At 62.0% G+C, this 15,451-nt stretch carries 15 protein-coding genes, 1 tRNA gene and 1 pseudogene; 14 read left to right on the top strand and 3 right to left on the bottom strand.

Going from position 1 to position 15,451, the window contains the following annotated elements; all coding sequences use genetic code 11:
• Nucleotides 1–2 precede the first annotated feature (2 nt).
• From N5B55_RS15265 to N5B55_RS15215, 11 genes and pseudogenes are all read left to right on the top strand, one after another.
• Nucleotides 3–350 carry a c-type cytochrome gene (locus N5B55_RS15265; protein WP_012436693.1) on the top strand — a complete coding sequence of 116 codons (348 nt, stop codon included), beginning with the start codon at nucleotides 3–5 and terminating at the stop codon, nucleotides 348–350.
• Nucleotides 351–360: 10 nt separating this feature from the next.
• Nucleotides 361–831 (top strand): thiosulfate oxidation carrier protein SoxY, encoded by a 471-nt coding sequence (gene soxY, locus N5B55_RS15260; protein ID WP_065858222.1) that lies wholly within the window; start codon nucleotides 361–363, stop codon nucleotides 829–831.
• 19 nt (nucleotides 832–850) lie between these two features.
• Nucleotides 851–1,162, top strand: a complete 312-nt coding sequence (soxZ, locus tag N5B55_RS15255) for a thiosulfate oxidation carrier complex protein SoxZ (protein WP_004628733.1) — start codon at nucleotides 851–853, stop codon at nucleotides 1,160–1,162.
• 23 nt (nucleotides 1,163–1,185) lie between these two features.
• Nucleotides 1,186–1,641: a DsrE family protein gene (locus N5B55_RS15250; RefSeq protein WP_304538573.1), complete on the top strand. Its 456-nt coding sequence runs from the start codon at nucleotides 1,186–1,188 to the stop codon at nucleotides 1,639–1,641.
• A 40-nt stretch (nucleotides 1,642–1,681) separates the two neighbouring features.
• Entirely contained in the window at nucleotides 1,682–2,482 is an 801-nt protein-coding gene (gene soxA, locus N5B55_RS15245) for a sulfur oxidation c-type cytochrome SoxA (protein WP_304539808.1), read from the top strand.
• Between the two features lie 4 nt (nucleotides 2,483–2,486).
• A complete protein-coding gene (gene soxX, locus N5B55_RS15240) occupies nucleotides 2,487–3,161 on the top strand; it encodes a sulfur oxidation c-type cytochrome SoxX (protein ID WP_369812408.1) in 675 nt (224 codons plus the stop codon).
• Between the two features lie 12 nt (nucleotides 3,162–3,173).
• Nucleotides 3,174–3,674: a TlpA family protein disulfide reductase gene (locus N5B55_RS15235; RefSeq protein ID WP_304538571.1), complete on the top strand. Its 501-nt coding sequence runs from the start codon at nucleotides 3,174–3,176 to the stop codon at nucleotides 3,672–3,674.
• On the top strand, nucleotides 3,671–5,392 hold the full coding sequence (gene soxB / locus N5B55_RS15230) for a thiosulfohydrolase SoxB (RefSeq protein ID WP_304538570.1): 1,722 nt from the start codon (nucleotides 3,671–3,673) through the stop codon (nucleotides 5,390–5,392). The genes N5B55_RS15235 and soxB overlap by 4 nt, the downstream gene beginning before the upstream one ends.
• A 48-nt stretch (nucleotides 5,393–5,440) precedes the next feature.
• Nucleotides 5,441–5,516 (top strand) — tRNA-Ala (locus N5B55_RS15225).
• Between the two features lie 171 nt (nucleotides 5,517–5,687).
• Nucleotides 5,688–6,417: pseudogene (locus N5B55_RS15220) on the top strand (tyrosine-type recombinase/integrase); the annotation flags it as partial.
• A gap of 267 nt (nucleotides 6,418–6,684) precedes the next feature.
• Nucleotides 6,685–7,584, top strand: a complete 900-nt coding sequence (locus tag N5B55_RS15215; protein ID WP_304538569.1) for a LysR family transcriptional regulator — start codon at nucleotides 6,685–6,687, stop codon at nucleotides 7,582–7,584.
• A gap of 30 nt (nucleotides 7,585–7,614) precedes the next feature.
• Here N5B55_RS15215 and N5B55_RS15210 read toward each other — a convergent pair whose 3' ends face one another.
• Nucleotides 7,615–8,724 (bottom strand): porin, encoded by a 1,110-nt coding sequence (locus N5B55_RS15210; protein WP_304538568.1) that lies wholly within the window; start codon nucleotides 8,722–8,724, stop codon nucleotides 7,615–7,617.
• 26 nt (nucleotides 8,725–8,750) lie between these two features.
• Nucleotides 8,751–10,037 (bottom strand): serine hydrolase domain-containing protein, encoded by a 1,287-nt coding sequence (locus tag N5B55_RS15205; RefSeq protein WP_304538567.1) that lies wholly within the window; start codon nucleotides 10,035–10,037, stop codon nucleotides 8,751–8,753.
• A gap of 1,109 nt (nucleotides 10,038–11,146) precedes the next feature.
• Here N5B55_RS15205 and N5B55_RS15200 point away from each other — a divergent pair.
• On the top strand, nucleotides 11,147–11,812 hold the full coding sequence (locus N5B55_RS15200) for a hypothetical protein (RefSeq protein WP_304538566.1): 666 nt from the start codon (nucleotides 11,147–11,149) through the stop codon (nucleotides 11,810–11,812).
• Nucleotides 11,813–11,885: 73 nt separating this feature from the next.
• Nucleotides 11,886–13,124: a hypothetical protein gene (locus tag N5B55_RS15195; RefSeq protein WP_304538565.1), complete on the top strand. Its 1,239-nt coding sequence runs from the start codon at nucleotides 11,886–11,888 to the stop codon at nucleotides 13,122–13,124.
• Nucleotides 13,125–13,426: 302 nt separating this feature from the next.
• On the opposite strand, the gene N5B55_RS15190 is transcribed toward N5B55_RS15195, so the two are convergent.
• Nucleotides 13,427–13,900 carry a hypothetical protein gene (locus N5B55_RS15190; RefSeq protein WP_178959570.1) on the bottom strand — a complete coding sequence of 158 codons (474 nt, stop codon included), beginning with the start codon at nucleotides 13,898–13,900 and terminating at the stop codon, nucleotides 13,427–13,429.
• Nucleotides 13,901–14,281: 381 nt separating this feature from the next.
• Between N5B55_RS15190 and N5B55_RS15185 the strand changes: the two genes are divergently transcribed.
• Nucleotides 14,282–15,432, top strand: a protein-coding gene (locus tag N5B55_RS15185) for an IS3 family transposase (RefSeq protein WP_304538564.1) whose coding sequence is annotated in 2 segments (ribosomal slippage) — nucleotides 14,282–14,528 and nucleotides 14,528–15,432 — 1,152 coding nt in all. Because the reading frame shifts where the segments join, the coding sequence is not laid out codon by codon here.
• The last annotated feature ends 19 nt before the right edge of the window (nucleotides 15,433–15,451 follow it).

The raw sequence follows: 15,451 nt of genomic DNA, 5'->3' as shown, positions 1-15,451 counted from the left end.
ACATGAAGTTCGCCCCCACGCTCGCCGCAGCGGCGGTGCTGGCCGGCTTGGCACTGTCCGCCACGCCCGCGCTGGCCGCCGTTGATGCTGCCCGCGCCTTGTCCATCGCCAACCAGAACGCCTGCATGGGCTGCCACGCCGTCGACCGCAAGCTCGTCGGCCCGGCCTACCAGGACGTTGCCGCCAAGTACAAGGGCGATGCCGGCGCGCAAGCCAAGCTCATCAAGAAGGTGCGCGAAGGCGGCATGGGCAATTGGGGCCAAATCCCGATGCCGGCCAACCCGAAGATTGCCGATGCCGATCTGAAAACCGTGATCGACTGGGTGCTCGCGGGCGCCCCGGCCAAGTGAGGAACGGACGATGAACGACGCAATCAATCTGGGCCGCCGTGACGTACTGCGTGCCGGCGCCATGATGGCGCTGCTGGTGTCTGCCGGCATTGCCACGCCGGCCCAGGCGGCCGAATGGAACAAGGCCGCCTTTGCGGTGAAAGGCGTGAACGACGTGCTCAAGCAACTGGGCGGTGGCGCGGTGGAGAAGGGCGGCGCCGGCATCCAGCTCACCGCACCGGACATTGCTGAAAACGGCGCCGTCGTGCCGCTGGTCGTGACCAGCACGCTGCCGGGCACCGACCTCATCGCCATCCTGGTCGAAAAGAACCCGAACACGCTGGCCGCCACGTTTGGCATTCCGGCCGGCACCGAACCGTTTGTGAGCACGCGCGTGAAGATGGGCGAGACGTCAACGGTCTACGCCGCCGTGCGCGCCAACGGCAAATGGGTGCTGGCGAGCAAGGAAGTGAAGGTCACCCTGGGTGGCTGCGGCGGTTAAACATCAGGAGAAACACACCATGGCAGACCCGATGCGCATTCGCGCAATGGAAAACGGCGGCACCACCGACGTGAAGATCCTGATGAAGCACGACATGGAAACCGGCCAGCGCAAAGACGCGTCCGGCAAGGTCGTGCCCGCCTGGCACATCACCAACGTAACGGTGCAGCACAGCGGCAAGACGGTGCTCGACGCCCAGTTCGGCCCGGCCGTGTCGAAAGATCCGTTCCTGAACTTCAAGTTCAAGGGCGGCGCCAAGGGCGACAAGGTGACGGTCACGTGGGTCGACAACCACGGCGACAAGCGCACCGACGAAACGTCTATCCAGTAATCAGCAAAGGCCGGGAGGCTCAAATGCGACGCAGCTTCTTTCGTGTGACCGCCGCGCTGGCGGCATTGGGTGTGGCCGGCAAGGCCGCTGCCCAGAACACCCCGCGCGCTGGCGGCGCCGGTGCCCGCTACAAGGTGGTCTACCAGTTGAGCGAAGGCATCGACCAGGCCGTGCGCGCCATCGGGAACCTGCGCAACCACCTGAACGGCGCACCCGGCACGAAGATCGTGGTGGTGGCGCTGGGCCACGGCATCGACTTCCTCGTTGAAGGCGCCAAGGATGCGCAGGGGCGCCCGTTCGATGCGCCCGTGGCCGCGCTTGCCAGCATGGGCGTGGAGTTTCGCGTGTGCCACAACTCGCTGATGGCGTTCAAGGTGCCGGAAGACAAGCTGCTGCTCGAAGCCAAGGTGGTGCCGGCCGGCGTGGTGGAAATCACCCGCCTGCAGCAGGAAGAAGGTTTCGCCTATATCAAACCGTAGGCGACCCACGGAGGGGACCGTGAAACACAAGACATGGACGATGGTGCTGGCTGCGTCGTTAGTGGCCGGCAGCGCCGTGATGGCACTCGCCCAGGACGCCAAGGACAGCACCGCCGCCGGCATCGCGCAGTACCGCGAGATGCTGGCCGACGGCAACCCGGCCGAACTCTGGGAAGCCGCCGGCGAAGAACTCTGGAAGAAGCCCGCCGGCCCCAAGCAGGCCTCGCTTGAAGCGTGCGACCTGGGCCTGGGCCCCGGCGTGGTGAAAGGCGCCTACGCCAAGCTGCCGCGCTACTTCAAAGACACCGGCCGCGTGATGGACGCTGAGCAGCGCCTTATGTACTGCCGCATGACGCTGCAGGGTCTGACCAAGGAAGAGGCTTCGGCCCGCCCGTTCTCGTCGCCCGGCAAGGCGTCGGACATTGAACGGCTGATGGCCTACGTTGCCTCGGAATCGCGCGGCGCGGCCATCGACATTCCGCTCGCCCACCCTGAAGAAAAGCGCGTGTACGAACTCGGCCGCCGCATGTTCTTCTACCGTGGCGGCGCGTATGACTTTGCCTGCGCCACGTGCCATGCCCAGCCGGGTTTGCGCATCCGCCTGCAGGAGCTGCCCGATTTGCTGACCGCCGACGGCGCGCGCTTTGCGTATTCCACGTGGCCGGGGTATCGCGTCTCGCAGGGCGAGGTACGCACGATGCAGCACCGCCTGTACGACTGCCTGCGCCAGCAGCGCTTTCCGGAACCGCTCTACGGCAGCGAGGTGATTACCGCGCTGGAGATGTTCCTCGCCCGTAACGCCAACGGCGGCAAGATGGACGCGCCGTCCATCAAACGCTGACACGATGAGGCCACGCATGACCCGACTGACCCCCATCGTTCTGACGGCGCTCACATTGGCGCTGGCCGCCGGCACCGCGCAGGCAGCGGACGCCACCTCCAAGGCCGTCACCGCACCCAAGCCCGAAGCCAAGGCCGACACGGCCCTCGCCAAGGTCATCCAGGAGAGCTTTGTCTCCAAGGGCCCGGCCACCGTGGAAGGCGTGACCGAGCGCGACGACGTGCAAAAGGTCTGCAGCCAGTTTGCCGACCGCAATGCCGTGCCCGCTGCGGTTGCCAAGAAGCTGGAAGACGCGCAATTCAAGACCATCCACTACCCGGCAGACAACACCTGGCTGGGCGACTGGAAGGAAGGCGAGAAGACCGCGCAGAGCGGCCGCGGCATGCAGTTCTCCGACCCGGCCGGCACTGTGAACGGCGCCAATTGCTACGCCTGCCACCGCCTGTCGAAAGATGAGGTGTCGTACGGCACCATCGGCCCGTCGCTGTACCAGTACGGCAAGCTGCGCGGCGATTCGGAGGCGATCCTGCGCTACACGTGGGGCAAGATCTACAACTCCAACGCGTATGCGGCGTGCTCCAACATGCCGCGCTTCGGGCACAAGGGCATCCTCACCGAACAGCAGATCCGCGATGTGATGGCGCTGCTGTTCGACCCCGCATCGCCCGTGAACCAGTGACCCAATAACGCCATGCAAGCCATTCGACGGTTCCTGATGTGGACGGCAGCGGCGATGGTGTTTGCCGCAAGCACCGTGCAGGCCGTCGAAGTGGGCGATGTGGTGGCGCTGCCCGACGTGCAATTGCTCGACGGCACGCGCGTGCCGGGCGATGCATGGCGCGGGCACCCCGTCATCATCGCCACGTGGGCATCGTGGTGCCCGTTCTGCGCGCTGCAGAACCCCCGCCTGCAAAAGCTGTATGACGCCACGCGCGGCACGGACCTCCGCATCCTCACCATCAGCATCGACGCCAACCCGCAGCTTGCGAAGGACTACGTCGCCAAGCGCGGCTTCACCTTTCCGGTGACGATGGAAACCGACGCGCTGTGCGCCGCCACCGGCCCGCGCAAGGGCCTGCCCGAACTGCTCGTGCTCGACGCCAAGGGCCGCGTGGTGCGCAAGGAAGTCGGCGAGATGCTGGAAGACGACGTGGCCGACCTCGCACGCTACGCACACAGCTCCAAACGATGAACCGCCGCGAATTCGTTCAAGCCCTGGCGATTGCCGCAGCCGCCGGCCTGCGCCTGACCGACGCGCACGCCGATACGTTCAGCTATGACGTGCCGCGTTTCGGCAACGTCCACCTGCTGCACTTCACCGACTGCCACGCGCAGTTGCTGCCCATCGAATACCGCGAGCCCAGCGTCAACCTGGGCGTGGCGCAATGGGCCGGGCAGCCGCCGCATCTGGTTGGGCACGCGCTGCTCAAGCGTTACGGCATTGCGCCGGGCTCGCGCGCCGCGCACGCCTTCACCGCGCTCGACTTTACCGAGGCCGCCCGCCGCTACGGCCGCATGGGCGGCTTCGCGCATCTGGCCACGCTCATCAAGCGCCTGCGCGCCACGCGCCCGAATGCGCTCCTGCTGGATGGCGGCGACACCTGGCAGGGCTCTGCCACCGCGTTGTGGACGAACGGCCAGGACATGGTCGATGCCGCCCTTGCGCTGGGCGTGGACGTCATGACCCCGCATTGGGAGATGACCTACGGCGCCGACCGCGTGCGCCACGTGGTCGATCACGACTTCAAGAACAAGGTCGCCTTTGTCGCGCAGAACATCCAGACCGCCGACTTTGGTGACCCGGTGTTCGACCCGTACGTGCTGCGCGAGCTGAACGGCGTGCAGGTCGCCATCATCGGGCAGGCGTTTCCGTACACGCCGATCGCGCACCCGGCCGATTTCACGCCGGACTGGACCTTCGGCATTCAGGAAGAACGGCTGCAGAAGATGATTGACGAGGCGCGCGGCAAGGGCGCCAAGGTGGTCGTGCTGCTGTCGCACAACGGCATGGATGTCGACCGGAAGCTCGCCTCGCGCGTGCGCGGGTTGGACGCCATCCTGGGCGGGCATACGCACGATGCCGTGCCCGCGCCCGTCAAGGTCAGCAACCCGGGCGGCGTGACGCTAGTGACCAACGCGGGCGCCAACGGCAAGTTTGTCGGCGTGCTCGATCTGGATGTGCGCGGCGGCACCGTGCGCGACATCCGCTATACGTTGCTGCCCGTGTTTGCCGACCTGCTGCCGCCAGACCCGGCCATGACGGCGCTGATTGACCGCGTGCGCGCGCCGTACCAAGACAAGCTGGGCGAAACGCTGGCCACCAACCGCGGCCTGCTGTACCGGCGCGGCAACTTCAACGGCACGTTCGACCAGCTCATCGTCGATGGGCTGATGCACGCGCAGGGCGCCGAGATTGCCTTCTCGCCCGGCTTCCGCTGGGGCACCACGCTGCTGCCCGGCGAGGCCCTGACCATGGAAGCGCTGATGGCCCAGACCGCCATCACGTACCCGGCCACCACGCTGACCGAAATGACCGGCGCCACCATCAAGACCGTGCTGGAAGACGTGGCCGACAACCTGTTCAACCCAGACCCGTACTACCAGCAGGGCGGCGACATGGTGCGCACCGGCGGCCTGCGCTACACCATCGACCCGATGAAGCCCATGGGCCAGCGCATTGCCGACATGCGCTTGGGCCCGGGTGACGGCAAGCCCATCGACGCCGACCGCCGCTACAAGGTGGCCGGCTGGGCCGCCGTGTCCCCCGAAGCCCGCAAGGCCGGCGGCCGCCCCGTATGGGACGTGCTGGCCGACTGGCTGCGCGACCAGCGCGAAGTGACCGCCGGGCCGCTGAACACGCCGCGCATTGTCGGCATGGAAGGCAATCCGGGCATGGAAAACGCGGGTTAAACCCCCGATTGAAAGCGCCCGGGGAGTTCGGGTAGACTCATTTTTCACGGGCCGATAGCTCAGCTGGGAGAGCGCCGCGTTCGCAATGCGGAGGTCGGGAGTTCGATCCTCCTTCGGTCCACCAACTCACTGGCAAGGTTTGCCAAGCGTTGCCAAGAAACCCGCTAGCTGCAAGGCTTTGCGGGTTTTTTGTTGCCAGCGTTGCCTAAGTATTGCCGTTGACACCCGGGGGCAAGTGGGGGCAAGTGGGGGCAAATTCGGGGGCAAGTTGCCACCCGGAGAATCACTTGCCCCCATGCCTCTGACCGACATAGCAATTCGTACCGCCAAGCCAACAGATAAGCCGTACAAGCTGGCCGATGTCGGCGGTCTCTACCTTGAGGTGTACCCCACAGGGGGCAAGTTGTGGCGTCTCAAGTACCGGTTTGGGGGCAAGGAAAAGCGGCTTTCATTGGGGTCCTATTCCGTCGTCAGCCTGAAGGAGGCACGCGAGCGGCGTGACAACGGCAAGCGCCTTTTGGCGGGCGGCATCGACCCCTCGATCGAGCGGAAGACGCAGAGGGCCGCAACGGTCGAGCGCGCCGCCAACAGCTTCGAGACAGTGGGCCGCGAGTGGTTTGCCAGGTATTCGCCCACATGGGCCGAGAGCCACGCGACCAAGATCATTCGTCGCCTGGAAGCCGATATCTTTCCCTGGCTGGGTGGGCGACCCATTGCGGAAATTACAGCGCCCGAAGTGCTGACAGTCCTGCGTCGAATCGAAGCGCGCGGCGCATTGGATACGGCGCACCGCGCCCCACCAGAATTGCGGCCAGATATTCCGCTACGCCGTCGCTACAGGTCGCGCGATCCGCGATCCATCCGGCGACCTACGAGGCGCGTTGCCGCCTGCCAAACATGAGAATTTCGCTTCCATCACCGACCCGGTAAAGGTGGCCGAATTGCTGCGCGCCATCGATGCCTTCCGGGGTACGTTGGTCGTACGATGCGCGCTGCTCCTCGCGCCGATGGTGTTCGTGCGACCACGGTGGCCCACGTGATTCCGACTCGCCAAGGAGTGTGTCTCAGAACCATATTTGTGCACTCTTTCTAGGCATGCTTTTGTCGCAAACCTCGAATCTGACGAGGTTCAAGCCCTGCTGCGAAGTGCGAGGTTCCACCTCGTAGTATTGCTATACACCCATGCGCTGTGGTCGGTGAGATGCGCGTGGTCGGTGCTCACTCGGCGACAAATTGACCACTCTCCCGCGCTCTTCTACCATCGCCCCTACTCACGTGCTTCACCGACTGCCATGCGCCTGGAAGACCTTAACTATTTCATTGCGGTAGCGGAATTCGGTCGGATCGGGTTGGCATCGGAGGCGCTGGGCCAGAGCCAGCCTGCAGTGACCAAAGGCATCCAGCGGCTGGAGCGAGAACTTGGCTTCCAGCTGTTCGACCGCACGTCAAAGGGAATGGAGCTGACCACTACCGGAGCGACATTCCTGGAACGTATCGTGAAGGTCCGCTGTTCGTTTCGCGAAGCACTGAAAGAGGCGAATGATCTTCACCTTGGCAGACTTGGGCTGGTGCGCGTTGGGGTGCCGACTTCCATTATGGGGTCGCTGTTCTCGGACGCCTTTGCCGAACTCATAGGGCATCGGCCCGCAGCGCGTGTGCGGGTGACCATCGGGCTGGCAGATACGCTCCAGGGCCTGGTGCGCGACGGCTCGCTGGACTTGTGCATCACCGCGCTACCCCGCAACGCCGATCCGGAACTCGAACGCATCAAGCTGTTTGCCGATGAGCTGGTGCTTGCGGTGCGCGATCACCATCCACTGCTCGCCCTGCCAAAGGTGCAGATCGCCGATCTGGCTGCGCAGCTGTGGCTGCTGCCCAATACCACCGTGATCGCCCGCCGCGTCATCGATGCCTACTTTGCAGAAGCGGGCTTGCCGCCGCCGAACGTCGCGCTGGAAACTAACTCGTCGGCGGATTCACTCATGGCCGTCATCCGCAAGACGGACCTGGTAACCATCGTCAGCAGGCGGGCGCTCGAACAATCTCCTAAGGGTCTGCGCGCGCTGAAGCTGCCCGGCACACGCTGGGCGCGGAATGTGGGCCTACTGCGCCGCAAGGGGGCGTATCAGTCGCCGCTGACACAGCGCCTCGTGGAAATCCTGCGCAAGCGAGCCGGGGCGTCAAGCTCGTAGTAGCATAAAAGGGGCGCCGGGCGCTCGCCATCAGAACCGGTGGCGAATGCCGACAGCCACCGCCGTCATGCTGTCCCGGCGTGCGCCGAGGTAGTATCCGTTCGCAAAGTTGACCGCCGACGTATCGAAGTTGATGCCGGCATGCCGGACGTACGCGGTCGTCAGGTAGATGTCCGTCCGCTTCGAGAAGCTGTAATCCGCAATCACGGCAACCTGCCACGGGTTCTTGACGTTGGCGGTGCCCAGCCTGCGAACGTCGTCGAAGTAGAACGCAAACGTCAGGTCGAGCCGTTGCGTTGCGCTGACATTGGCGCCTGCCCAGTAGTAATGGTCCTGCACGAGCGTCGCGCCGTTGGCCGCCTTGTTGAGTCCCCAGCGGTACCCGCCCATCAGTTTGACGGGCCCCGCCTGATAGCTGCCCGCAATCCCGGCCTTTCTGAAGTTGCCTGTGCCGCCGGCCGCATTCAGCGTCGGGTTGAAACGGTCGAAGGCCAGCGCAAGTCCGACGTTGCCCGCAAAGTAATTCATGCCTAGGCCGTAGCCCGTGTCCCGTTGGAACTGGCCAGGGACTTCACCGCCGCCCGTCACACCATTGCCGAACGACCAGTTGGCGATAGCGCTGAAACTGCCGAAGCGGCCCGTGTACTTGACGACATTGTCCGAGCGGAAATCGAGCCCGAGCAGAACAGCAATCGGCTCGTACTGGGTGGAATAGCGGCTCGGCGAGAAATTGGAAAATGCGTCGAAGGCTGCGGTGTACTGGCGGCCGAACGTCAATTGGCCCGCGCGCTCGTCTTCCAATCCGACGAATGCCTGACGACCAAACATGCGGCCGGATTGCGAGGCGACACCCGTGTCGAGTTCAAACCCGCTCTCCAGCACAAATATGGATTTGAGCCCACCGCCCAGGTCCTCGGTGCCGCGCACGCCCCACCGCGAGCCTGCCAGCCCGCCGGAGGTCAAGCCGATTCGGCTCTTCCCCGGCCCGGGAAATCCGGCCTGTGTCGGGAGCACGCCCGACAAGTGATTGACGTACTCGATATTTACATCGGTTACGCCGTACAGCGTGACATCGGCGTACGACAGTTGCGGCAGCAGACAGAGTGCAGCCCATAGCGACAAGCGGATGTTGCTGTCCATCCTCCCTCCCTCTCCTGACCTAGTTTCTATTTGTTTGCTGATTGCGCCTGAGTGGCTTGAAGCTGCTCATGCAATGCGCGCGCGACCGCTCCGAATACAGTCGAGCTTTCCAGCGACTGGTCCGGCCGGGGGGGGCTTGGCGTGCCGCTGACGCTGACCGGGCGCGCTGCGTCATCGGGGCTCGATGCAAACTTCACGACGGTCATTTCACGGCGCGGATTGATGTAGATGCGCTGCCCGAACCGGCCGCTGGCTTCAACGCTGCCTTCACCGTCGTTGCACTGGTACCAGTAGTCCCGGTAGCCATAGCCTTTACGTCCAGCGGCCAGGCGATCACGCGCAAAGCTGGCCTGGTTCGTTGCGGGGCGAAACGCGATCCGTGCGACCGCCGGCGAGATGGGCCCCGACGTATCGGCGGCCATGGCGCGCCGTACGGCTTCGCCAAAGCGTGCGGCGTCACGCAGCGTAGAGTTGAAGCCCCCACTGGCCATCTCGGTGCCCAGGCGGTCCACGCTAACATAGGCATCGTCATCGGCCACCCGCGACCAGAGTCGATCGGTCACCAGTTGCACCCAGCGTTGCCCAGCGATGCGGCGCAGCGCCCAGGCAACGGCTTCAGCAGAGCCGTTCTGGTAGTACCAGATACGATCCGCACCGGTCTTGCGCGCGGCCGGCTCGTTCGTGTGCACGACCTTGAGGAAGTCATAGATGTTGTCGGGCGCGTTGCCCTTTCGCGGCACGATACCGACCGCGCCAAACAGCCCCAGGTCGGGCGGCAGCTCAACCGGATAGGCCACAGGCACTTCCATGTCGAGGTTCTGCTGCACGGTTGCATCGCCGAACGGATTGCCGGCGAGTTCCGGGACGTAGCGAGACAACGGCGCCGCTGGGTCTAGTCTGCCGTCATCTATGAGCATCGCAGCCAGCAGGCCCGTGATCGACTTCGTCATCGACGCCCAGATGTGGGGCTGATGACGCCGCATATCGCCCCGATAGTGCTCATAGACCAGCTTGCCGCGATACACCACCGCAAAGGCATCGGTATGCGTGGCGTTCAGATACTCAGACAGCCGCAGTGGTTTGCCGTCGATCTGCATCTCCAGATTGTCCGGCAGCATCGTGCCCGCCGAGGGTAGCGGCATGGGTTGCTCTGAATGGCGAACGCCGCTCGTCGGGGCGGTTTCGCGCGCATGGCTCAGCGCCCAGTGCATGAAGGGCGGCCGCAACCCGCCACCCAGCGGAATCTGCTTTTCAAGCGGCGGTGGAAACCCTTGCATGATTCCCGCTTCGGCCGAGGTGTAGGGCGCGGCCAAGGCCTGACCGATGCCAATTGCCGGAACCAACACTAGCGAAGCGAGGGAGTAAGCGCAGAACCCGCGTACCGACAGGCCAGTGCGCGACTTGGAACGTGAATTTCTAGGCTGCATGCGGTTCAGTCCAGCAGTGGGCGTTGTTTCAACCATGCTGCATCAGCGGCTGCAGGTTCGATATTCCAAATCGCGATACTGCGATAACGCTGCGGAATGTCGAAAAGTTGGATCGGCGTGGTGTGGGCATCTGACACGCACGAGCGCCATATCAAGGATCTGGCTCACCGCCTCAGGAATGAAGGCGCGGTGGCGGAATGCTCAGAGACACCAAACAGCGCCCCGCAAGACGGACCTCTTTGCATCGGCTGTCTGCCTCAATGTGGGAGCCATTCGCATTGCTTCCCGTCCCGGTAACGTGCATTTGCCAACGAGGTAGTGCGAGCGTAGATACATAATGCTGGCCCCACCTAGGGCAACGCAGATCGCCGTGGGGGCAACTTTGGGGGCAAGGTGTAAGGAAAAGCGAGAGGATTGGCTTAACCGCGCGGCTTTCATGAGCTTGTTCGATTGCCCTTCGGCCACCAAGTTACTGGCAGCGTTTGATGAGCGATGCCCCCAAAAAAACCCGCGAAGCGTTGAGCGTCGCGGGTTTTTTGTTGCCAGCAATTTTCCAATCCATCGCATTTTTCTGCGTGCCGTATCGCGCGGCGTAATACAGGCACGCGCTTAACCCTTTCGATTTACGACCGACGTAGCCTCCGGGGTTTGCCCCTCAAATGCCGCCGCTCTGGCAACGGCGCTTTCCCCTTAAAAATCAAAGAGAAACATCGAGGCAGGCGCCGAGCCGGGGAAGTGCGTGCGGCAGTTTCAAGGCGTTATTTATTTTTGAGCCTTGGCAAGGCGCACGTGCGATACCCCAATTTGTGGCATTTCGCGCCGGATAAATTCGTTGTAGCGTAGATCGTCGCCGGGAACAGGCGCACCACTTATATCCAGCCAGCGGATTATGTCCGGCGCGGTTCCAGCAAATAACAAACAAGCCGCCATAGAAAGGGGTGAGGGTCGTGGGAGTACAAGATCGCGATTGGTTCAGAGACCGTCGAGAGCCGCAGGTGCGCAATCCCGACTGGCAGAAGGAATACGCCCGCTGGTATGGCAAGCCACCCCAAAGCACCAAGCAGGGCGTGCACTGGATCGTTTCCTTGATGGTTTGGGTGGCCGTTCTTCTGGTCGTCTACATCGCCGCGAAGCAATTGCGGCTCACTGGCAATGGCGCAGCCGTGCCGAGCCAGCAGGCTGCTTCAACACAGCCGGCGCCCAACACAGCGCCGCCACAACGCCAACCCATGGCCCCGGTGCAGCAACCTGCAGCGCGGGCCACACCTCCCGCTGGCGTGAACAAATGCGTGATCAACGGGCAGACGGTCTACACGGAAGCGCCGTGCGGGCAGGCGATGCGCGCGCTCGTCGGCAATGCGCCCACCGAGGCACCGGCCAACGCTCGTCAGCGTGAGATGGAAGAGGCTGCGGCAGCGGCGAAGCGGGCAGAAGAGCAGCTTGCGAGGCAGTGGGACCAGCGGATGGCGCAGCGGGATCGAGATTTGGCGGCTGAGGCGGTTGCGGTTCAGCAGCAGGTCAGCGGTGTTAACGCGGAGTGCGCCCGGCTTAAGGCGGATCGGGATGGGATTTTGCGGCTGTCTGTGACTACGCAGCAGATGTCGCCGTGGCGGGACAACCTGAACTACATCCGCAGGCGCATGAACGAACTTCACTGCTGAGAGGGACTACTCAGGGCGTCTACGCACAATTGCAGTTCTTTCGGTTGGCACGGCTATTTAAATAGCTGCAGAGGTGCAAATCCACAATGGTTCCATCAAGTGGCGTTTAAACTATGATGCGGACTTTAATGGACATAAATCGGTTGCTCGCGTTTGGCAGCAATTTCAGGATTGCATATTAAAAGGGCTGGCAATGTACAAGTGCATCTACACGGGAAATGAATTTTCTGAAGCGGATGGCGAACATATTCTTCAAAATTTCCTTGGTGCTCGCTGGACTTCTTCCGAAATATCATCAAACGAAGCTCAAAGTAAGTTTGGCAGTGGAATCGACGCGGCCTTGGAGCAGGGGTTGAGAGAGATACGCAATCTTCTCGGGACTAAAGGCGGGCGTGGTGGCGACGGTCCAACATTAAAGAACGTATCGAGCAGTTCCGGCACTAGGTATGCGTTACCTCCCGGAGGTGTGCCGATGATCGCTGAGCCCGTCATTAAAACCAGACCACTTACGGACGGGAAGCACGAGGTCCAGGTAATAATGGGGGATATGAGGCAAGTGGGCTGGGCGGTCGCAAAACTAAAACAATCCTTCCCCGGCGCAGAATTCGATATCGATGAATTGAAGCAACAAGCCGTCCAGGAAAGCAGTTATATCGATGACCGTCTCAATCTAAAAAGTGGGTTGGGTGGCGACGAATTTTTCCGTGGTGCGTTGAAATCTGCGTTTAATTTGTTGGGAGCCCGCAATGTCGAGGTTGCGTTGCTCCCGATGTTTGATGCGCTACGAAAATTCGTTCTCAACGGTATCGGACGATGCCCTGACTTCGTACGCTGGCTCACGACGCCGGAGGAAGTGGTATTACCGCATCTCGGTGAGTTCGATCATTTCTTAGCAGTTTACTCAAAAGATGGATGCGTTGACGGTTACATCCAGTTTTTTGGTGAGATAGGCTATTTGATCCGACTTGGATGCGGATATGTCGGGCCAGATTTTCGCTACGGGTATCTCGTTGATCCATTCAGAGAAAGCGAGCCAGCCGAAACCAGATTGCCTGAGTTCGAGGTAAAAAACATCCCTCTCTTCGAGTCCGGTAACGAACTACCAACGGAATCGGTATGGCCCGTTTACGGGACAAGATTCTCCCGTATACTCGAAAGATACTATCGTAGAGCAGATGAGATGAATTTATCTAAAATAGTGGATGACGTTCTTTTGCCTTATGATGGTCAGGTTATTAGGCGTGAGATGACCGACGAGCTATCTAGGCGCGCAGCGGAATATATAGTGCATCGACTGTTTTCAGGGCAGTAAGGTAGTTCCAAGACACTGGTTTTTTTGCATGGAGGCATGCGAAAAGGGATTGCAATATCGGAAGGCGTTGATCACAGAATCCTGTAAGGATTCGAGAAATCGATGCTAAATGGAAAATGCGCCCCCTCCCGAGGACGCATTTTTCTAGATATTCGTCTTGTTTGGAGGCGGCTACATACGCGGTCGGCCGACGTACGCAGTTGATCACGTGCTATGGCGACCTAAGCTCGGAAAAAAAGCCCGCGAGCCAAACAGCATCGCGGGCTTTTCCAAATCTAGGCCACCATCAGCAGCCCCTCACCTCACTCCCCAGCCACCTCCTCGACCGTCTTCCGTGGCCCCCGGCTAAACCGCGCCGACAACGTCCGTCGCGCCGATTCCAACCCTTCCCCTTTGCCCGCAACCTTCAGGTACGTGTAACCCTCCAGCGCGGCCGTCATCAGGTCACTGCCCATCGCCAGTTGCGAATCCTGCATCCTTTCCAGCAACTTCTCCACGCGGGCGAGGCGAGGGCGCAGGGTGTCAAAGCCCACCAAGTCACGTCGCATTTCCTGCAGGTTGAAATTGGCGGGAAGCACGCCGGGGTTGTTGCTCAGCAGTTCCACTGCCTGGCGGCAGAACGCTTCGGACTTGTCGCCCATCTTCATGAGCGTGCTGCGCTGCTCGACTGACAGGCCAATCAGGCCGACGAGCTTTTCTTCCAGTGTCTTGAGCGCACCGTCAATGGCGGTCAGGTCGGTGGCGCTGGGTTGAAACGAGATCAAGTTCTGAGACATTGCGTTCCTTCTAAAGCGGATATCAACGTCATGCCGATTGGCACAACCCGGTGAGGTTGGCTACCGCTGCGGCTTATCGCAATGCTGTACACAACTTTTGACGGGAAACCGGTCGCACTGGGGCGAGCAAGCCCGCTCACGCCGTTCGAATGTTGGAGCGTGAAGCGCGAGCCTTGGACTGTCGAACTCGACTCTCCGACACTGACGCTCGACTCTCAGACAGTGGAACGTGACCCTCAGACAGTGAAGTTCGAGTGTTTGAGGCTCAAACGCGACCCTCAAAGGGTCGAATTCGACTCTTTGACACTGGCGCTCGACTGAATCGCCCCGCTCCCCGTAGACACCTGTGAGCCTCAAACTAGAGGTTAGTCAGGGGTTGCGATGAGTGCGCAGAGATACACCGAAGAATTCAAGGTCGAGGCGGTCAATCGGGTCTTGGACAGAGGCCACAGCGTTGCGGAGGTCGCGCAAGGGCTGGGCGTGAGCCAGCACAGCCTGTACCAGTGGATCAAACAGCGACGCCAGCCCGTGGCAGAGCCGCAAGGGCTGGTATCGCAATCCCAGGAGGTGCGCCAGCTCAAGGCCGAACTCAAGCGGGTGACCGAGGAGCGCGACATCCTAAAAAAGGCCGTAGCGTACTTTGCCAAGCAGTCCGGGTGAGGTACGCCTTCATCAAGGCGCACGCGGGTCAATACAGCGTGCGCCGTCTGTGCAAAGCGATCGCGGTGCATCCCAGCGGTTATTACGCGTGGCAGGCGCAGCCCTTGAGCCCGCGTGCGAAGGACGACCAGCGGCTGCTCGGACTGCTCAAGCAGGCGCGGTTGGAGAGCGGGGGGGTCTATGGCTATCGCAAGCTCACCCTGGACATGCGCGACTTGGGTGAGCGCTGCGGCAAACACCGTGTAGCGAGGCTGCTCAAGGCCGAGGGATTGCGTTCTCAATCAGGCTACCGTCGACGCCCTGCCGGGCGTGCCGGCAAGCCGGCGGTGGTCGCCCCCAATCATCTGCAGCGGCAGTTCACGGTCGATGCTCCGAACCAGTCCTGGGTGACCGATATCACCTATATCCGCACGCACGAAGGCTGGCTGTACCTGAGCGTGGTCATCGATCTCTGGTCGCGCATGGTCGTGGGCTGGTCCATGGGGCAGCGCATCGATACCCAGTTGGCGCTGGATGCCTTGCTGATGGCGCTGTGGCGCCGCCGTCCGCACCAGCAGGTGCTGATCCACTCGGATCAGGGGTGCCAGTTCACCGGCCACACCTGGCAAAGCTTCCTGCGCGAGCACAACCTGCTGTGCAGCATGAGCCGGCGCGGCAACTGCCACGACAACGCTGTGGCGGAGAGCTTCTTCCAGTTGCTCAAACGCGAGCGGGTGCGCCGACAGATCTATGCCACCCGGCAGGAGGCCAAGTCCGACGTCTTCAACTACATCGAGATGTTTTACAACCCAACACGGCGCCATTCGAGCGCCAACGGTCTATCACCGGTAGAGTTCGAACAACGCCATTCCCCACGGCTCGTGGGTGTCTAGGAAAGTCGGGGCGATTCAG

Source organism: Ralstonia pickettii, assembly GCF_030582395.1.
Lineage (GTDB): Bacteria > Pseudomonadota > Gammaproteobacteria > Burkholderiales > Burkholderiaceae > Ralstonia > Ralstonia pickettii_D.
This window is presented reverse-complemented; position numbering and strand designations above follow the sequence as displayed.

Excerpts from the sequence above, each read along its gene's own strand:
- N5B55_RS15265 (WP_012436693.1), top strand. The coding sequence starts at position 3 with ATGAAGTTCGCCCCCACGCTCGCCGCAGCGGCGGTGCTGGCCGGCTTG.
- soxY (WP_065858222.1), top strand. The coding sequence starts at position 361 with ATGAACGACGCAATCAATCTGGGCCGCCGTGACGTACTGCGTGCCGGC.
- soxZ (WP_004628733.1), top strand. The coding sequence starts at position 851 with ATGGCAGACCCGATGCGCATTCGCGCAATGGAAAACGGCGGCACCACC.
- N5B55_RS15250 (WP_304538573.1), top strand. The coding sequence starts at position 1,186 with ATGCGACGCAGCTTCTTTCGTGTGACCGCCGCGCTGGCGGCATTGGGT.
- soxA (WP_304539808.1), top strand. The coding sequence starts at position 1,682 with ATGGTGCTGGCTGCGTCGTTAGTGGCCGGCAGCGCCGTGATGGCACTC.
- soxX (WP_369812408.1), top strand. The coding sequence starts at position 2,487 with ATGAGGCCACGCATGACCCGACTGACCCCCATCGTTCTGACGGCGCTC.
- N5B55_RS15235 (WP_304538571.1), top strand. The coding sequence starts at position 3,174 with ATGCAAGCCATTCGACGGTTCCTGATGTGGACGGCAGCGGCGATGGTG.
- soxB (WP_304538570.1), top strand. The coding sequence starts at position 3,671 with ATGAACCGCCGCGAATTCGTTCAAGCCCTGGCGATTGCCGCAGCCGCC.
- N5B55_RS15215 (WP_304538569.1), top strand. The coding sequence starts at position 6,685 with ATGCGCCTGGAAGACCTTAACTATTTCATTGCGGTAGCGGAATTCGGT.
- N5B55_RS15210 (WP_304538568.1), bottom strand. The coding sequence starts at position 8,724 with ATGGACAGCAACATCCGCTTGTCGCTATGGGCTGCACTCTGTCTGCTG.
- N5B55_RS15190 (WP_178959570.1), bottom strand. The coding sequence starts at position 13,900 with ATGTCTCAGAACTTGATCTCGTTTCAACCCAGCGCCACCGACCTGACC.